This window comes from Chloroflexota bacterium, from assembly GCA_020161265.1.
In the GTDB taxonomy this organism is placed as follows: domain Bacteria; phylum Chloroflexota; class Chloroflexia; order Chloroflexales; family Herpetosiphonaceae; genus Herpetosiphon.
Genome location: JAIUOC010000013.1, coordinates 31,143 through 50,814, shown reverse-complemented (window position 1 = coordinate 50,814; position 19,672 = coordinate 31,143). Strand labels below are relative to the sequence as shown.

The 19,672-nt window shown below is 48.9% G+C and carries 14 protein-coding genes; 9 read left to right on the top strand and 5 right to left on the bottom strand.

The genetic code is table 11. The features are described 5' to 3' along the window. Positions 1-108 precede the first annotated feature (108 nt). The 7 genes from LCH85_24520 (at position 109) to LCH85_24490 (ending at position 8,605) form a co-directional block, all read left to right on the top strand. Positions 109-1,173, top strand: a complete 1,065-nt coding sequence (locus LCH85_24520) for a THUMP domain-containing protein (GenBank protein ID MCA0355171.1) — start codon at positions 109-111, stop codon at positions 1,171-1,173. A 199-nt stretch (positions 1,174-1,372) separates the two neighbouring features. Next, on the top strand, positions 1,373-2,401 hold the full coding sequence (locus LCH85_24515; protein MCA0355170.1) for a hypothetical protein: 1,029 nt from the start codon (positions 1,373-1,375) through the stop codon (positions 2,399-2,401). 315 nt (positions 2,402-2,716) lie between these two features. Next, positions 2,717-4,333 (top strand): FAD-dependent thymidylate synthase, encoded by a 1,617-nt coding sequence (locus LCH85_24510; protein ID MCA0355169.1) that lies wholly within the window; start codon positions 2,717-2,719, stop codon positions 4,331-4,333. Positions 4,334-4,342: 9 nt separating this feature from the next. Continuing rightward, entirely contained in the window at positions 4,343-5,170 is an 828-nt protein-coding gene (locus LCH85_24505) for a TIGR02587 family membrane protein (protein MCA0355168.1), read from the top strand. Continuing rightward, positions 5,167-5,529 (top strand): hypothetical protein, encoded by a 363-nt coding sequence (locus tag LCH85_24500; GenBank protein MCA0355167.1) that lies wholly within the window; start codon positions 5,167-5,169, stop codon positions 5,527-5,529. The genes LCH85_24505 and LCH85_24500 overlap by 4 nt, the downstream gene beginning before the upstream one ends. A 474-nt stretch (positions 5,530-6,003) precedes the next feature. Beyond that, positions 6,004-7,992: a cellulase family glycosylhydrolase gene (locus LCH85_24495; protein MCA0355166.1), complete on the top strand. Its 1,989-nt coding sequence runs from the start codon at positions 6,004-6,006 to the stop codon at positions 7,990-7,992. 205 nt (positions 7,993-8,197) lie between these two features. Beyond that, a complete protein-coding gene (locus LCH85_24490; protein ID MCA0355165.1) occupies positions 8,198-8,605 on the top strand; it encodes a GNAT family N-acetyltransferase in 408 nt (135 codons plus the stop codon). A gap of 42 nt (positions 8,606-8,647) precedes the next feature. Here the strand turns inward: LCH85_24490 and LCH85_24485 are convergent, their stop codons facing one another. From LCH85_24485 to raiA, 5 genes are all read right to left on the bottom strand, one after another. After that, positions 8,648-10,576 carry a hypothetical protein gene (locus tag LCH85_24485; protein ID MCA0355164.1) on the bottom strand — a complete coding sequence of 643 codons (1,929 nt, stop codon included), beginning with the start codon at positions 10,574-10,576 and terminating at the stop codon, positions 8,648-8,650. A 180-nt stretch (positions 10,577-10,756) separates the two neighbouring features. Further along, on the bottom strand, positions 10,757-12,664 hold the full coding sequence (locus LCH85_24480) for a hypothetical protein (GenBank protein ID MCA0355163.1): 1,908 nt from the start codon (positions 12,662-12,664) through the stop codon (positions 10,757-10,759). A gap of 183 nt (positions 12,665-12,847) precedes the next feature. Beyond that, positions 12,848-14,803, bottom strand: coding sequence for a hypothetical protein (locus tag LCH85_24475; protein ID MCA0355162.1), 1,956 nt, complete (start codon positions 14,801-14,803; stop codon positions 12,848-12,850). Between the two features lie 130 nt (positions 14,804-14,933). Continuing rightward, on the bottom strand, positions 14,934-15,443 hold the full coding sequence (sixA, locus tag LCH85_24470) for a phosphohistidine phosphatase SixA (GenBank protein MCA0355161.1): 510 nt from the start codon (positions 15,441-15,443) through the stop codon (positions 14,934-14,936). Between the two features lie 103 nt (positions 15,444-15,546). After that, positions 15,547-16,107, bottom strand: coding sequence for a ribosome-associated translation inhibitor RaiA (raiA, locus tag LCH85_24465; protein MCA0355160.1), 561 nt, complete (start codon positions 16,105-16,107; stop codon positions 15,547-15,549). 638 nt (positions 16,108-16,745) lie between these two features. On the opposite strand from raiA, the gene LCH85_24460 reads away from it, so the two are divergent. Next, entirely contained in the window at positions 16,746-17,468 is a 723-nt protein-coding gene (locus tag LCH85_24460) for an NUDIX hydrolase (protein ID MCA0355159.1), read from the top strand. A 254-nt stretch (positions 17,469-17,722) separates the two neighbouring features. Continuing rightward, positions 17,723-19,591 (top strand): NAD+ synthase, encoded by a 1,869-nt coding sequence (locus LCH85_24455; protein MCA0355158.1) that lies wholly within the window; start codon positions 17,723-17,725, stop codon positions 19,589-19,591. Positions 19,592-19,672 lie beyond the last annotated feature (81 nt).

Here is a 19,672-nt window from a genome sequence, read left to right as displayed (position 1 = left end):
TATCCAATTCGTAAATTGATCATTGCAATAAACCATACCTGAATGGGGGATAGGCTGAACGTTCATACTTCATCCCTCATCCTTCATCCTTCCAAAGGGGACTTTTTTGTGCTTGATACCTATCGTGTTTTAATTAGTGCTGCGCCCGAGATGCTTGAGGCAGCGATAGATGAAATTCGTTATGGCAAATATGGGGTTGCCGTTCAACGGCTCGCGCCAGAAGTGGCCTTGGTTGAGTTAGAGCAACCACTCGCTGAATGGCATGCCTTCTTGCTCAAACGGCCAGCCATTTTTGTGCGCCATATCGCGCCAGTTCATCGTGAAGTCGTGCTCGAAGGTACGCCTGATGATTTAGAACGCCTAACCCAAGTGGCCTTGAATCTTGCGCCACATTTGCCAGCGCGTAAACCATTTGCAGTACAAACCCGCTTGCTCGATGAACATGTCAAATTAACCCGATTTGAAATTAACCAAGCTTTGGCCGAAGCAGTTTCGCAAGTCAGCGGACTACCGTTGGATGTGCGCAATCCGCAGGGCGTGCTTTCGGTTGCCTTGAGCATGGATCGGGCTTATTTGGGTGTTTCGACCGTGGAGTTTAATCGCTCGGCTTGGGCGGGTGGCGCACATCGCTTTGCCCGCGAACAAGGCCAATTAAGCCGTGCCGAATTTAAATTGCTCGAAGCCCAAGCCTTATTCAACATCGAATGGCCTGATCATGGCCAAGCCTTGGATTTAGGGGCTGCACCTGGCGGTTGGACGCGCATTTTGCGGCGAGCAGGCTTACCAGTAGTTGCGATTGACCCAGCCGATTTGCACCCCAGCCTGCGGTACGATCAAGGCGTGCGCCATTTACAAATCTTGGCTCAGCGCTTTTTGCCCACCCAAGAGCGTTTTACTGTAATTGTTAATGATATGCGAATTGATGCCCGTGATTCGGCGTGGTTGATGGTTGATGCTGCCAATGCGTTGACTAATGATGGTTTGGCCGTGGTGACGCTTAAATTGCCGCATGAGCATAGCGCCCAAATCGCCTATCACTCGCTGAGTATTTTGCGCACGGCCTATTGGGTGATTGGGGCACGTCAACTGTTCCATAATCGCTCGGAAGTGACTGCTGTGCTACGTAAAAAACATGAAAAACGCCCCAAACCTGAGCAATTACCAAGAGATTAACTGTGATCCACGAAGGGCACGAAGCTACACGAAGAACAAGGCTATAGGCTGTTGGCTATCGGAACAAGGGTTGATCTTTCCCAAGCATCACCGATTGCCCATAGCCCATAGCCACTTTTATTCTCTGCGCCTCTGCGTTAAGCGATTGGCGCATCGAGAAGTTTGCTGATGAGAGTCAACGTTTAGCGTGGAGCGATCAATGGATAAGAATGCTCTGTATAGTGCTAGCAACATTCAACTGCCAGCGAATCGTAGCCCAATTCAGTTTCGCCGCGAGAATGGAGCTATGTACTATGGTGGCAATGATGGCGAGGCAATTCAACGATTATTAGTTGAATATATCGATTTTCTCCTAAAAAACCAACATACTCAGCGCGTTCAGATAACCATCTTGCCCGAAGCCAGCTTTATTGTGCAAGATTTTGGGTCAACGATAGCATCGGTTGATGGTTGTGGTTTACCAGAAGATCAGGTATTCCATCTGCTTGGTGCTGCCCAAAAGTGCAGTGTCGATCTGCATTCTGCTGGGCAACATTATCAATTAAGCTACAATGGCGAGCTTACCGTCCCAACGTTACAGCTAGTTGGCTCAAGCCAAGCTGCCTATCACCGAATCTATTTTGAGCCAGATCGAACAATATTTAACAACCGTTCTATTTCAATTCATCAACTTCTGGGTTCGTTGCGCGGCTTGGCAATGCTATTTCGTGGCTGCCGCATCGAAATTGTTGACGTTATGCAAGCGACAACCAACCAGCTTTTTTACCCCAATGGCTTGCGTGATTATCTTGATGAGTTAATCTATCACGATTTGAATCCACAACGATATTTAGCGTTTGAGGGTGCTAATGAGCATGTTCAAATCAAGCTTGGCCTGCGATTTGGCTATTTCAGTCGGATCGAGCAATGTTTGCTGCGTTATAAGCATGTGCCGTTTGAGCCAAGTTATCGACGTGGGATGCTCAAGGGTTTGGCCGCAGGATTAACAACCTATGCTCAAGCTCATGGCCAAATTACTGCCAGCCAAATAATCGAGCCAGCCCAAATTCGTGATTTTGGTTGTTTACTCGTTTTGGATCAGCTGCCAAAAACACTCCAAGATGCAGGCGGACGGCCTAGCGATCAGCTATTAATTGAACCAACAATTCAACAAATAATCCAACAGCAACTCCCTGAGAAACTTGTAGAATTAACCGATGCTGAAATTCATGCATTGGTTATGTGGTAGGTTTCTGATCCACGAAGTTTTTTAGCCACGAATTGCCCGAATTACACGAATAATAATTATTGTAGCCACAGATTACACAGATCGTTTTGATTTATTCTGCTCGACCCAATCCGCCTTCTGTTTCGCCATTGCATTTTCTGTCCCCTGATCCCTGAATCCTGACTCCTCACATCCCTCTGCGCCTCTGCGTTAAAACGCGCAGCTACTTTATTCTTTCAATGCTTGTAGTAGACCAAGATTTTGCTCCATAACCACCCATGGCTTAAAATAGAGGGTTTTGGATTTGTGATCCATCTAATGATTTGGAGAACTTCAATGCATGACCCTTGGGGCGATACATTTACCGCTGACGAGCAGGCGATTCTTGCGCCATTTGTCACCAACCTCGATCAGCCAATTTTTGGCTTGCGCAACTTACCTGAAGTTGTCAAAGGTGCGTTGTTTTCGCGCTATAGCCGTAGCGACAAAAGCTTGCGCCGCATGTTGCTCGATGAGTTTATTCAAGCGCCAGAGGCTGGTTTTCAGGCGATTGTTGGCCATGCTGCGGCTAATGGCAACGATCAACTGGTAGCGACCAAACAAGCTGAGGCTTTTTACGAACGGGTGTTGCTGGGTTATGGCGATGATTCGGTCGCTGAATTGGGCGGGGCGCACGTTGCCTGCGAAGGCGTGAGCAACATCGTCGCCAAAGCGCTCGAAGATAGTCGCTTGGGCCTCGATCCGCTTGAAAAATCGACCCGTTATGTGCCGTTCGATCGCCAAGTGGCGGGCAAATATCGCTATCATCGGGTGGCTGAGCTTATGCAATCGCCGCATGCCACGCTCTATGAACAAACGCTTGATCAGTTGTTCAACACCTACCGCACATTGATCGAGCCTGTACAACGCTGGGTGCAAAGCGCCACACCACGCGATGCCACAACAAGCGAACGGGCTTATGCTAGTGCCACCCGCGCCAAAGCTCTCGATTTGCTGCGTGGTTTGTTGCCAATGGCGACGCTAACCAACGTTGGTTTGTTTGGTAATGGGCGGGCTTTTGAATATTTGCTAACCAAACTAGCCAGCTCTGAACATAGCGAGGTACGCAACGTTGGCGTTAATTTGCAACATGAGCTTGATCAATTAATTCCTTCGTTTGTGAAACGGGCCAAAACTGAGCGCGGCGCAGCCTATAGCCACTATCTCGCGACCATGCGCCAAGCAGGATCCGCTTTCCAGCCCGAAATTCCTACAAGCAACGATCTACAAGCAGTAACCTTGGTTGAATATGATCCTGATGCTGAGGCCAAAGTCGTGGCGGCGATTCTCTATCCACATAGCGACCAACCGTTGGAAACCTTGCAAGGCTGGGCACGAAATTTGCCAACTGAAGAGCGCAGCGCAATTATTCGCGCCTATGTCGGCGAACGTGGCTCGCGCTTCCATCGCCCAGGCCGCGCCTTCGAGGAAACCTACTATACCTTTGATTTCTTGGCCGATATTGGGGCGTATCGCGATTTACAGCGTCATCGGATTTTGACCCAAGAGCGCCAGCGTTATAGCGTGGTGCATGGCTACGCGCTTGCGCCTGAACTTGAAGCCGCTGGAGTTGCCGCTGCTTATTGTGCAGCACTTGATCAGGCAGCCGCAGCAGTTCAAGCTATTGAAGCCGATTTTTCGGCAGCCGCTCAATATTTGGTGCCGTTTGCCTACCGCATTCGTTGGCGTTTTCGCTTGAATTTACGCGAAGCCTACCATTTGATTGAGCTACGTGCGGCACCACAGGGCCATCCCAGCTATCGGGCAATCGCTCAGCAAATGTATTTGGCCTTACAAAACATCCACCCAAGTTTGATTGAAGGCATGCAATTCGTCGATTTGGGCGAGCATGCTTTAGAACGTTTGGCAGCTGAACAACGCTTCGACCAAAAATTGGCTGAGCGTCAACAATAGGAACGAACTATGTGGCGGCGTGAATTTGATGATTTGCTGAATGGAATTGCTGGCGCGTTTTTGTTTGGTATTCCATTGCTCTACACCATGGAAGTTTGGGATATTGGCAGCGATCTCACGCCGCTGCATATGTTGTTGTACCTTGGCTTAACCTATGTTGCTTTGGTGGCGCTCAATCGTGCTACCGGGTTTCGGCGCAATTCCGACGAAACGTGGAGTCGCTCGCTGGCTGATAGTATCGAAGCCTTGGCACTGGGCGCGTTAGTTGCTAGTTTCAGCTTAATTATTTTGCAGCGGATTACATTTGATCTGGCCTACGATGTGATTCTGGGCAAAATTGTTTTAGAAACTATGCCCTGCGCGATTGGCGTTGGCATGGCCAATGGCTTGTTGCGGCGTGAAGATAACGACGAGCAGGAGGCAGAGCAACGCAGCTTTTGGCATGCAACCTTGGTTGATGCAGGCGGCACCATGCTTGGGGCAACGGTGGTGGGGCTTTCGATTGCTCCAACCGATGAAGTTGGCGTGATTGCTGCATCCTTGCCGCCATGGTGGTTATGGCTGATTATGGCAGCTTCGTTGCTGATCTCATACGTAATTGTGTTTCAAGCTGAGTTTGGTGATCATCAGCAGCGCAGGCGTGAACGCGGCTTATTTCAATCGCCGCTCAGCGAAACGATTGCCTCATACATTATCTCGCTGGTGTTTGCCTTAGTAACGTTGCGGGTTTTTAATCAGCTTGGGACTGGCACATCGCTGCATCAAGTGATCGATTACACAATTGTTTTAGGCTTGCCTGCCACAGTTGGCGGCGCAGCTGGGAGATTAGCAGTATGAGCCGTGAAACTCGCAGCACTGCCGAATGGATTTCGCTGATTATTTCAATTGGGCTATTGAGTTGTTTGGTTGGCTTGATCGGCTGGCTTTGGGTGACCGAAGGCGATCGGCCTGCCCAATTCAGGCTTGAACTGGGCCAAGTGCGTCAGGTTGAGCAACAATTTTACCTCGATCTAACCGTGAGTAACGATGGTGATCGGGCAGCAGCGGCGGTTGAAATAGTTGGCAGTCTAGATGATCAGCAAAGCAATGTCACGCTTGATTTGCTGCCTGGCCACGCTGAGCAAACCGTTACTTTGATTTTCAATAGCGATCCTCAGCTAGCCAAAATTGCCGTTGTGGGCTATAGCGAGCCGTAAAATATGGCTATAGGCTATGGGCTTTTGGCGAAAGGATTTTGATTTATAAAACGCACCAAGAATGAAACCACGAAGGACGCGAAGAGCACGAAGGTTAAGTTTTTAGCCACAGATTGCACAGATTATTTTGATTATTGCTCTATTCCACACACCTCACATGCTCATCCTGTTGGAATTTCATCCCTCATAATTCATCCCTCATCCCTTGATTCTCTGCGCCTCTGCGTTAAGCGATCGATCCACAAAGAGCATGAAGGTTAAGTTTTTAGCCACAGATTCCACAGATTTGTTTGATTGTTCTGCTCCGCCCAAACTACGTTCTGTTTTGTCATGGCATTTTCTGTTCCCCGATCCCCGATCCCTGGCCCCTAGTCCCTTAAAGTTTTCAGCTTTTTATCAGCAGCAAAGCGAAGCAACCATGGTACACTACGCAACGTTGAGATGAACAATGGATTGTACAAGGGATAAACTGCAATGCACAAACGCTTGCTCCCTCTGGTGCTGGCGCTGGTGCTCGTCGTCACACCGTTTTTGCTAGCCAACCCCGCTACTCCCGCCGCTGCTGCCGAGATTCCATGGGGTGATAAATCAACGCCATTTGGCATGGTCGTGTCGCTGGGCAATCGCGTGCGCTCCGATGAAATGCCGACGATGATTCGCTTGATGCGTGAAGCTGGTGTTCAGTGGAACCGCGAAGAAATTTGGTGGGATCAGGTTCAGTTTGAGCCAAATGGTCCCTTTCGTTGGGATGGCGATAGTTCGCGCTTCTATAATTATGATCGGGCAATTCAGTTGCAAGCTGAGGCTGGCATCAGTATTTTGGGCTTGCTCGATTATAATCCTGCTTGGTTCAAAGGCCGCAACCCACACCCCGAAGAATGGCTCAGCGATTGGGGTGATTATGTATATGCCACCGTCGCTCGTTATGGCCGTGATCGCGGCCAGATCAAATATTGGGAAGTTTGGAACGAGCCGAATCTCGTGCCATCGGGCTATGAAAGCGGCCTCTACAACGTTGAAGATTTTGTACGAGTGCTGCAAACTGCCAGTGCTGCAATTCGAGCGGCTGATCCTGAGGCCAAAATTGTGCTAGGTGGGGTGGCCGATATTTGGAGCGAAATTCCTGAATTTGCCTATGATACTCCCGATTATCTCCAGCGTTTGTATGCGCTTGATGCTTGGCCGATGTTTGATATTTTGGGCTTGCACCCCTACCGCCCTGATGCACCCGAAGTACCGGTGCTGCGCCGCGATCGTAACCAAACCTACCGCGAACAGGCTGCCGAAATCGATGCTCTGCTCGCGCAATTTGGCAACAAGCCGATTTGGTATACCGAGGTTGGTTGGTCTACCGAAAGCGATGGGATTGTCAGCGAAGATGAGCAGGCGGCTTGGCTCCAACGCTTCTATCTGCTGGCCATGACCCATCCTGGGATTGAAAAAATCTTCTGGTATGATTTTCGCAACGATACTGGCGATAACAGCAATTACACCCGCCCGATTAACGACCCAACTGAAAATCAATTTCATTTTGGTTTGTTGCGGCGTACCTACCCCTTAAATTTTGATGATCAACGCATTCGTAAGCCAAGTTATAGCGCCTACTACCACCTGACCCATAATTTGGGCGGATTAAGTTGGCAAGCCAATTATGCCTTGCCCTACGATGGCGGGCTTGGCTGGCAACACTGGACTAACGGCGATCGCTCGGTGGATATTTTGTGGTGGCTGCACGAAGCTCAATCACCGCCCTACCTTGAAATTAACTGCGATTGTAGCCATGTGCAAGTGCGAGCCTACGATGGAACCTTACTGCGTGTGATCAATACCGAAACTGGCAATGTCAAAATCCAGCCTGATCAACGGGGTATGCCAATTTGGGTTGAATATGGTGGTTATAGCCGCACTGGTCGTACTTTCGATGAAACTCCACACTCGATTATCGGCGGTTTCCGCACCTATTGGGAGCAAAATGGTGGCTTAGCTCGCTTTGGCTTGCCCTTGACCGACGAATTGACTGAGCCTGGTGCTGGGCGAATTCCCACGATTGTGCAATATTTTGAGCGCAACCGCTTCGAGTTGTTTCCCAATAATCGACCTGAATTTCGCGTCCAACTTAGTCTGCTTGGTGTACGTTCACTCGAACGCAATGGCGTTGATTGGCGTGGCCTGCCGCCAGCCCAAAATCCGCCTGCCGAATGTAGCTATTTCGTCGAAACCGGCCATAGTTTATGCTATCCCTTCAAAGAATATTGGGAGCAAAACGGCGGAATCGCGATCTATGGCTTTCCGTTGAGCGAGGCCTTTTGGGAATACGACCCAGTGCAGAATAAGGGCTTTTTGGTGCAATATTTCGAGCGTAATCGCTTCGAGCACCATCCTGAGCTAGCCGGAACTTCCTACGAAATTCAGTTGGGCTTGCTTGGTCGCCAACTGTACCAAAGTTGGGCGCAATATCCCTAAAGAACATAGAGCATAGAGCATAGAGCATAGAAGCTGAAGGCGAGGATTACAATATCACGAAGGATATGAAGGTGGCTATAGGCTTTTGGCTATAGGCTATAGGTTTTTGTTGGTACATGGATTTTGGAAACAGCCTTACTTGTTCCGATAATCCATAGCCTATGTTCTATGTTCTTTGTTCTATGCTCTCAATTACGGAGTTGTTATGCCAATTGAATACAAGCGCGATTTGGATGGTATTGATTGGGCACAATTAAAAGCTGAGCTTGCTAGCGATGATTTTGACAATGGCCGCACGCCTGAGCAATATCAACGTTCGTTTGCTGCAAGTTATAGCGTTTGCTTTGCGCTTGATGGCCAGCGAATTATCGGCAAAGCCCGCGCTTTATCCGATGGCGTGTGCAATGGCTATATCGTCGATGTTTGGACGCACAGCGATTATCGTCGCCAAGGCATTGCTAGCACGATTGTTAAGCAGATTCTGGCTGATTTGCTAGGTCAGCACGTCTGTTTATTTACCGACGATATGCAAACCTTCTATCTACAACTCGGCTTTGCCGAAGAAACTACAGGCATGTCGCAAGTGATCGGTCAATGGCTTCAGAAGGCATAAACAAGGCGTGGCGCATCGGAAAGATTGCGCCATAGCTTTGAGTTATGGCCGAATATCCTTGACTAAGCGCAGGCCTTGGGCATCGCTGACCCAAAGCTCAGTGCCATGCTGCTGATCAGGCAGGCTAAAAAAGCTGCGTTGGGAATTACTGGCTGTATCTGATGGATGGAAGGTAAAGCTAGATTGACTCAATGCTGAACCTTGATAGTGCATGGTTTGATAATCGCTGGCGCTGCGGTAGACTCGCACCCGATTGCTGAGCAGTTCCCAGCCAATCAAGCCTTGACCCGTATCGACAAGCATGAGGTTGAGTGGGCTGAATTGGCGCAAACTGGCATCTGCATTCAGTATCCACCAGCCAGCCTGTTCAGTGCCTTGGTACAGCTGGAGATAGAATGTATTATTGGCGGTTAGCAGGCGATAGGGACTCTTGTCAGCTAAATCAATTACTTGGGCTTTTTGACCATTGGTGCGCCAGAGGCTTGTGCCAACCCCTTGCGTAATCACCGTATAAAATACCTCACCATTAACCTGAGTGAGTTGCGAGGCGGGAATTGGATTACGAATGCTGCCGGTAATCCACGAGTAAGTAGCCAAGTTTTGTTGCTCGCCAGTGGTCATGTTCAGTTTCCAAATGCCGAATGTGCCTTCATTGCTAGCTGCCACGATCAAATGCTGGGCATCCAACGGCTCTAACTCAAAAACACTATGGATTTCACCAGCAAAATTGCTGATTTGGCGTGTGCCCGCCTCAGTTCCATCAGTCCACCAAACTTGTGCACCCGCCTGGGCATTTTTGGCCAAGAAGGCCATTCCGCCTGCCATGGGCGTATATTCTGTCCAAAAATAACTATAGCCAGTTTCAACATTCGAGTGGCCTGCGCCTGGATTAATGTCTCGTAGCAGCCGTGTCCCAGCTTCGGTGCCATCGCTATACCATGGCTCAATGCCGCTCAGCCCATCGTTGGCGAGAAAGAGCACACCGTCACCGAAAGCAACCAAGTTGGTCATATAGGTTTGAGAATTTAAAGGAATCGTTTTAACGATTTGGGTATTGTTTGTGCTGCCATCGCTAAACCACAATTCATAGGCTGTCTTGTTCAATTGTAAGAAAAAGACACCATGTTTGGCTGCCGCTAGTTGATATGGCCAATTTGATTCAGCGCCAACTTCCAGATCCTTGACTAATCGCGTACCGGTTTCAGTGCCGTCGCTTGTCCATAATTCACGGCCATGCACGCCATCGTCGGCGCTGAAAAAGAGCGTATCGCCAACCAAAGTCAATTCTAATGGCTCGGCACTTGCGCCATAGGGCAATTGTAGCGATTCTTTGCCGACTAAACCTAGCAGCACTTTAAATTGATCGGGCTGGGTTGGATGCCACTCGAAACGGGCACGTTCGAACTGTTGGGTCAGCACGCTATCACCATTGGCGTTAGTTTCCATGGCTGGCTCGGTCAGCGGGTAACCAAATAATTGCAACGAACGACCAAAGCTATCAAGTTTGGGATCATTCAGGCCATGGTTTTGCCAATAACTCATAAAACCAAGGCCATTGGCTTGATTGCAGACGTTGTGCCCAGTCGTTTCAAACCACAAACAGCCTGATTTTGCGCCTGCCTCACGCGGCAGCATTGGGCTATCGATATTGCGATAGCGCAACAGGTCGTCGCCCAAACGACCAAGCAATACATCGTAGGGTGGAGCAAACTCAGGGTGCAACTCAAAGCGAGCACGCTCAAATTGCTGAGTCAAAAAGGCTTGTTGGCTATCTTGATTATAGACATCTTGGGCGATACCCAGCGGATAGCCAAACACCTGCAAGCCGCCATTTTGCTGCCAATATTCGGCGAAACGGCCTGCGATACAAAAGCCCGTTTGCTCGAAGCATTGTTGTTCGGCGGCCCTGCTGGCTTGGGGCAAGCTCAAACTTACAACCATCAACACGAATAACATCCAGCGTTTCATCATTATTCCTCCACATCAATATAGGTTGAGTATAGAGAACTGGCTGACGAATCACGATGAAACTTGGCTGGTAAACGACTTTGAATCTACTTATAAGCTGAACTCAAACTGAAAAGTTGCTGAGTATAAAACAACTCCACCTGTAGCTACAAGTGGAGTATTGAAGTTTATTGGGCGAAGCATTTATGGCTGAATATCTTTGACCATCCGCAGGGTACTGCCATCTTTAGACCATAGCTCAGTGCCATACTGAAAACTAGGGATGGCGAAAAATCGATCATTGGACATATCAGGGAAGTATGTCTGCTTGCCCATTACAGAGCTACGATAGCGTAGGGCTTGATTTGGCCCATTACTGCTATAGAATCGTAACCCTCCAGCGATCGATTCCCAGCCCAATAGGCCTTTCGCCGAGGCATAAATACGCAGCGGCAATGGTGTTAATTGAGCCAACCCTTGGCTTGAATCGAAATACCACCAGCCAGCCTGAAGGCCTTGAGGATTACGCAGTTGCATATACAATTGATCGTTTGCCGCAACGATATTTTCGGCTTTATAGCCTTGCAGATTGGGTTGGACGGTTTGATCAGCTTGGCCATTGGTTTGCCATAGACTAAGCTCGCCTGCTTGGGTTTTGCTAAAGTAATAGACTTTGCCGCCAGCTTGGGTTAGTTGTAGAGCTGATGCTGGATTACGGGTTGTGGCAATTGCAGGATAGCTGGCTAATAGTTGCTGTTCGCCAGTCGCCAGCGTTATATTCCAAACTCCCATCGTTGTATTTTGATAGGCTGTTGCAATTAGATGTTGCTCATCTAACGCCTCTAGCTCAAGCATGCCGCCAAATTTATCTAAATGGCTGACTTGGCGAGTATTGGCAATGCTGCCATCTGTCCACCAGATTTGGTTGCCAATGTAGTTGTTTTGGGCAAAAAAGGCCATACCTCCCGCGATGGGGGCATAGTCAATCCAATAAGATCCATAATTGTTGGAAACTGCTGAATCTGCAAGGCCTGGGTTGATATCACTCAGCAAATATGTACCAGCTTCGGTGCCGTTGCTATACCATGGTTCAATCCCATGAACTGCATCATTTGCCCAAAAGATAATTCCATTGCCCAATGATTTGAGATTGTTAATCTTAGCGTTTGAAACAAAACTTTTGATTAAGCGTGTGCCAGCTGCGCTACCATCACTGAACCATAATTGATAGTCCTTATCCTGCTTGTTGACGGCAAAAATAACCCCCTGATTGACAGCGGCTAATTCATAAATTCCACCCCACTCAGTGCCAACGCTCAGATCTTTGACTAAGCGTGTACCTGCTTCTGTCCCATCGCTTGTCCATAATTCACGGCCATGCACGCCATCGTCGGCAGTAAAAAAGAGCGTATCGCCAACCAAGGTCAATTTTGATGGATCGGCACTAGCGCCATAGACTAATTTTTGCGATTCTTTGCCGACTAAGCCTAATAACACTTTGAATTGATCAGGTTGGTTGGGATGCCACTCGAAACGGGCACGCTCGAAATGTTGGGTCAACACGCGATCGCCATTGGCATTAGTTTCTATGGCTGGCTCAGTCAGCGGGTAACCAAATAATTGCAACGAACGGCCAAAAGCATCAAGTTTGGGATCGTTGAGTCCATGATTTTGCCAGTAGCTCATAAACCCAAGGCCATTGGCTTGATTGCAGACATTGTGTCCAGTCGTTTCAAACCACAAACAGCCTGATGTTGCACCAGCCTCACGCGGCAGCATGGCACTATCGATATTGCGATAGCGCAACAGATCATCGCCCAACCGCCCAAGCAACATATCGTAAGGCGCGGCCAATTCAGGGTGAAACTCAAGGCGAGCACGCTCAAATTGCTGAGTCAGGAAATGCATCTGGCTATCCTGATTGTAGACGGTTTCAATTGTGCTCAACGGATAACCGAAGACTTCTAAGCCACCATTTTGTCGCCAATACTCTAAAAAACGACCATCGGTACAAAAGCCTGTTTGCTCAAAGCATTGCAATTCGGTAGCTTGCGTGGCTTGCGGTAATCCTAAACCAACGACGAGCATTGCCAACAGTATCCAACGTTTCATGGTCATTCCTCCACTACAACGATGCGTTGAGTATAGAAACATCGCGAGCTGAGCACGATGAAGCTTGGCTGGCAGGCGACTGCGAATCTGCTTACAACCTGAATTCAAGCTGAGACAGTGCTGATGAGCATAAAAAACTCCACCTATATGTTGGGTGGAGTTTTGAACGTGAATATTGGGCGTTTATGGCCGAATATCTTTGACCATGCGTAGGGTGTTGCCATCGCTATACCACAGCTCGAAGCCATGTGCCATATCAGGCAGCGATAAAAAGATGCCTTGATTGCTGCTGAAACGGCTGACTTGGGCAAAGCTTGGGCTGTTGCTCAGATAATGCATGCCTGAACCAATATAGCCCAAATTCTGGTTAGCTGAAGCGTTGGCATACAATCGATAGGGCGAATTTGTACCAGTCAAACCAAATAGGTATTGGCCATTATAGGCAACTTGTTGAAAATCGAGTAAGCTAAGTCGTTGTAGTTGCTTGCCATCCCAAACTGCTAGCCCAGCAGCACTGCCATCATTGTTGCTCAATTGGAGATGCAATTTGGTTTGAAATGAGCTTGGGATAATGCGTTTAATTTGATAGTTTGCCAGATCAAGTTGGGTTGGGTTTGCTTGAGCATCGAGTTTCCAGAGCTTTACATGATAATCGGTATCAAAAACTGTGTAATATACCTGATCTGCAATATTGGTCAAATCATAGGCTGTCACCATCAGGCGTGTGCCTACATGAAAACGACCATGGCTGGTTAGTTGGCTATGCTTGCCTGTTGCTAGCTCGATCTTGACGATTTGTACCACATCAGGTTGTTGCACCGCAGCGATGATCTGATCATTATTTAAGCGTTCAAGTTCAGTAACCAACTCATTATTTTGCTCGAAGGTGCTGATCTGACGGGTATTTTCGGCGGAGCCATCGCTCAGCCAAATTTGGTTGCCTGCGTTGCCTGTTTTGGCCATAAAGGCAACGCTACTGCCCATGGGGGTAAATTCAGTTGCAAAAGAATAGCTGCAACAGGTGCTGACTTTGATTTCCGAGCCAGCTTTGCCAGGATTAATATCGCGAATCAAAGCCGTACCTGCATTGCTGCCATTACTGAACCATGGCTCGATGCCAAATTCAGCAGTGTAGCCCATCACAATCACCCCACTTGCGACTGGCGCAAGATCAACAATTGCCGGTTCTTCGGCGGCTGGGCGACTGAAGCTATAGACCATGGTTGTGCCTGCTTCTGTGCCGTTGGTTACCCATAATTGCTCGTTATTACCAGCGCTGACCACAAAAAAGAGTTGACCAGCAGCGGCGGTTAGCTTATAGGGGTTGGCCGAGCCAGTTGGGTTAATATCTTTGACCAAGCGGGTACCTTGATTGCTACCATCGCTGACCCACAGCTCTTGCCCATGTACTCCATCATTTGCCGTGAAAAATACCCGTGAATCAAGTTGGGTTAAGTGACTGGGGCTTGAGCTTTCGCCATAGCGTAGGGCAGTAGTTTCTTTGCCAACCAAGCCAAGCAACACTTTGAATTGATCAGGTTGATTGGGATGCCACTCAAAACGGGCGCGTTCGAACTGTTGAGTGAGCACGGTATCACCATTAGCATTGGTTTCCATGGTTGGCTCGGTTAGCGGATAGCCAAACAATTGCAATGAACTGCCAAAGCTATCAAGTTTGGGGTCGTTGAGGCCATGATTTTGCCAATAGCTCATAAAGCCAAGGCCATTGGCTTGGTTACAAACATTGTGTCCAGTCGTTTCAAACCACAAACAACTTGCTTTGGAACCGGTTTCTCGCGGCAACATTGGGCTATCGATATTGCGATAACGCAATAAATCATCACCAAGCCGCCCCAGCAGCACATCGTAGGGCGCGGCAAACTCAGGGTGCAGCTCAAAGCGAGCACGCTCAAATTGCTGAGTCAAAAAGCTTTGTTGGCTATCCTGATTATAGACATCTTGGGCGATGCCTAGCGGATAGCCAAACACCTGCAAACCGCCATTTTGTTGCCAGTATTGCAAAAAGCGACCTTCGATACAAAAGCCAGTTTGCTCGAAGCATTGCTGCTCGGCGGCGCTACTTGCCTGAGGGAGCGCCAAACTTACGACGACAAGAAATAACAACATCCAACGTTTCATTGCCAGAACTCCTTGATAAATTCGACTACAGGCAAGAGTATAGCGATCGCTCTGAGGAAGCACGATGAAACGTCACTAGCATAAATCTTGTAATTTGCTTAAAAACTGAAATCAAGCTGAAAATCGGCTGTTAATGCTTCGCAGGTTTGGTGGGTTTGGCTTGCCGTGCCTCGGCGAGCGCAATCAGCACTTTTGGCGGCAACAGCCAGCTGACTTGGCCATGTTCGCCTTGCACTTCAACCCGACAAACTGTACCTTTTTTGAAAATCAGATTGGTGCCATAGCCCGCCAGATGCGCCACATACTCACTGAGATTGGGCTGGTGGCCGACGATCATCACCTCTTGCCAATCGGGATTAAGGCATTCGGTGAGCAAATGGCTATTAGCTCCGTCAGGTTGTAATTGCGCTTTGAGCACTGGTGGGTCAGTGCCAAGCGCTTCAGCGATAATCAAGGCGGTTTCGGCAGCGCGTGGGTAAGGGCTGCTCAAAATAATCTGGGGCTTAATTTCCAACAAGCGCAGCGCCTGAGCACATTGGCGAATCCGCTTACGCCCACGCTCAGTCAAGCGCCGATCTTGATCAAGGCCACTTTCGGCCCAATCTTCAGCAATTCCATGGCGCACAAAATAGAGAATCATGGCACACTCCCGCAAACAACCAATTAAGCATATGGTTATTATGCCCGATTAAAGCACAACAGGGATCACACATCCATGTGATCCCTGTCGAAAGCAAAGAGGCTTAGCGTGGCATAATCAAGCCATAATTGCCATCGTTACGGCGATAGACGACTTGAATTTTTTCGGTTTCAGCATCGCGGAACACAAAGAACGAGTGGCCGAGCAACTCCATTTGTTCGATCGCTTCATCGCTAAACATAGGCCGCAGCGTTACATCCTTGGCGCGAATAATTTGACGTTCTTCGGCTTGTTCGGCATCTTCGGGCAAGGCTGGCAGCGGAGCGGCAATAATTTCGCCAGCAGTGCGGCGCAATTTGCCACGGCGATAATGTTTTTCCTTGAAGCGCCGGATTTGGCGTTGCAAATTATCGTGAACTGCTTCAACCGCAGCATACAATTCACGATCGCGTTCTTCTGCCCGTAGAATGATCCCATGATCGGCCAACAGCGTTGCTTGGACGGTATATGTTTCGCCGCTACCACGGAGTGTTTCAAAACGGCATTCCACTTTCCAATCATTAATTCCGTCGAGGTAGCGTTCTAATTTGCCTAATTTTTCTTGAATAAATGCTTTTTGCGCATCGTGTAGCTTAATATTACGGCTCTTAATGTTCCATTCCACGGTACGCCTCCTTACAAAAACCTAAAACACGCCAGCTTCCTACCCAAGCAAGGTAAGAAGCTGGCAATAGGCTGCTCCTAGTGGAACGTTATTCAATTGGATGCTGCGATCTTGCATAAATCCTCAACCCGCATCAAAGCCCCATTGCAAACCAAAGGGCGAGGAGATTTTACCGTCAAACGTTCACGATCCAAGTGTTGCCAAGCTGAGGTGCCGAAACGTAGTTCCCAATCTGTTCGCTAGCTACCGGTTGGATGATCGTCCTTTTGGCGGTTGATCACTTGGTCCTGTAGCTCACTTGGAGCAGTTGCCAGTATTGTACTATGCCCATGAGGTGAACGCAATAGAACCAACATCCGATTGTAAAAGCGAGGGATCAGGGATCAGAGGTTAGGGATCAGGCCTCATTATTGGACAAAGTAATTATCTAGCCCCTTGTTCTTCGTGTTCTTCGTGGATCAAACGTTAACGCTGAGGCGCAGAGCGAGCGAAGGGCTAACCTACAGCCAATAAGCTGAGATTCTGATTCCCTGACCCCTAGCCCCTGAATCCTGACCCCTAGCCCTCAATACTCCCTATTGACAACTGCTCAATTCATGTTTATACTTTGTGTCATAATAACACTATTAGGAGCAGCTATGACAGAAACTGCTGAAAACTACGATGCGACAAAATATGAACGGCCTTCTGTAACGGTCGATGTGGTGATATTTGGCTTGCGCAGTGGCCGTTTGCATGTGCTGATGGTGCAGCGCAAACATTGGCCCTACGCCGAACATTGGGCTATTCCTGGTGGCTTTGTCAACATGGATGAATCGTTGGAAATGGCTGCTCGGCGCGAGTTGGAGGAAGAAACGGGCGTTCACGATGTGTATATGGAGCAGCTGTATACCTTCGGTGATCCTGGGCGCGACCCACGAACCCGCGTGATTAGCGTGGCCTATTTTGCCTTAATTCGCACCGAAGAGCAAGCTTTGCAAGTTTCCGACGAATCGAATGATGTTTGTTGGTTTCCAGTCGATGAACTGCCCAAGGACTTGGCCTTCGATCATGAAAAGATTCTGCGCTTTGCAATTGATCGCTTGCGCTCGAAGCTGGAATACACCACTTTGGCCTTTCAATTGCTACCCAAGGAATTTAGCTTGCCCAAACTCAAGCGGATTTACGAAGAGATCTTGGGCGAGCAGCTCGATAAGGCCAATTTCTATCGCAAACTGCGTGATTCCGATTTGCTTGAAGATACTGGCAAATTGCTAAATAGCCGAGGCCGACCAGCTCGCCTCTACCGCTTCCGCGATTCACGCATCGAGGGCGATTTTGTGTTTCGCTACCGCGAAGCCAAAAAGAAGGACGAACAATAAATACAAGGATAAATTATGAAGGATGAGGGATGAAAAATCTTTCAGGCTTGACGCTTAAGCCTTAAATCAAGGCTTGCTCCAAAATGTTCATAGTTGGATCTTTGTAACAGATAATCGATTACCCGAAGGATGAACGAAAAGGGTTAGGTTCGATTGATTATTAATTTTCTCGACAGAAGGATGAACAAAAAACTCTTTTAGAAGTTATTCATCCTTCAACCCTCATCCTTCATCCTTAATACTACGGGGTGTTTATGTACACTTTAGCTTTAGCTCAATTTCGCCCACGCAAAGGGCATTATGCCGTTAATTTGGCGCGGCTTGGTGAAATTTTCGCCCAACTTGGCACCGCCGAACGTCAGCCCGATGTGCTGATGTTGCCTGAAACCGCCTTAACTGGCTATTTCCTTGAGGGTGGTGTGCGTGAGCAGGCAGTCACCGCAGGCCAATTGTTTCACGATTTGCAACAAACCTATTTGGCGGCACGCGGAGCCGATGCACCAGCCCTCGATATTGTGATTGGCTTTTACGAACGTTGGCGCGAACGTTTTTACAATAGCGCTCTGTATGCCACGCTTGGCAGCGATCACAGCTTGGCGGGCATTCGCCATGTGCATCGCAAGATGTTTTTGCCAACCTACGGCGTGTTTGATGAAGCGCGTTTTGTTGAGGCTGGCCGCCAAATTGCGGCCTTCGATACGCGTTTTGGGCGAGTGGCAATCTTAATTTGCGAGGATGCATGGCACTCGCTGAGCGGCACGGTCGCAGCGCTTGATGGGGCGCAAATGCTCTACGTCGTCAGTGCTTCGCCTGCCCGTGGAGCCAACGAAGATCGTCCGAGCAACCTCGCCCGTTGGGATGATCGGATTCGTGAGATTGCTGGCGAGCATGGGGTCTATCTGGCAGTTTGCCAAATTGTCGGCTTTGAAGGTGGCAAGGGTTTTGCTGGTGGTTCAGTTGTGGTTGGCCCACGCTCCGATGAACGTGCCCGCGCTCCATTGTGGTCGGAAGCAGTAATCTTGGTCGATATTGATCTCAGCGATTTGACCTTGGCCCGCGCTGATTTGCCGTTGTTGGCCGATTTGGAAGAACGTTTGCCCTTTATGTTGCGCGATGTGCATGCTGCCAGCGAGGGCCAACATCGCCCAAGCACGTGGGATTCAGCGCTTTCTAGCGATTCGCAAGGCCTAAGCGATGCCAGTTCGTATCAACGCACCGTCGATAGCGAGGGCGAAAAGCGGGCCAAAGCCACAGTTGGCAAGCAAAGCTTCCCAATTATTGCTGCGCCACGCTTTGATCCTGAGAGCGACGAGCCACTACGGATCAATCCTGAATTGACGATTAATTGGCTGGTCGAGTTTTTGCGCGATGAAGTTGGCTTTCGGCGTGGCTTTAAACAAGTTGTGATTGGGCTTTCGGGCGGGGTTGATTCGGCTCTAACCACCTATTTATGTGCCAAGGCCTTTGGCGCTGAAAATGTGCTCGCCGTGCGTATGCCCTATCGCACCTCATCCTCGGATAGTCTAGATCATGCCCAGTTGGTGATTGACGATCTAGGCATTCAGCATCGCACGATCGAAATTACTAACGCAGTTGAAGGCTATTTGAGCTTTGAGCCAGATGCTGATGGCCGACGGCGGGGCAATGTGATGGCTCGCACCCGTATGATTGTGCTGTTTGATCAATCGCAAAAGCTCGGTTGTATTCCGATTGGCACTGGTAACAAAACCGAGCGTTTATTTGGCTATTACACGTGGCATGCCGATGATGCTCCACCAGTCAATCCTTTGGGCGACTTGTTCAAGACCCAAGTTTGGGAATTGGCTTCGGCGATCGGCGTACCCGATGTGATTGTGCATAAGCCAGCTTCGGCTGATTTGGTGGTTGGCCAAACCGATGAAGATGATTTTGGCATCTCGTATCGCAAGGCTGATCGGGTGTTGGCCTATTTGTTGAGCGGTTATCGACCTGAGCAATTGGTGGCGCGTGGTTTCAATCCCGATGAAGTAGCAATTGTTCAACGGCGGGTCAATTCGACTCACTGGAAACGCCATTTGCCTAGCACTGCCATGCTCTCAAGCACTGCCATCGGCGAATACTACTTGCGGCCAGTCGATTATTAGAAATTATGAAGGGTGAATTATGAAGGATGAAAACGAAATCCCCATTCATAATTCATCCCTCATACTTCATAATTTCAAGGA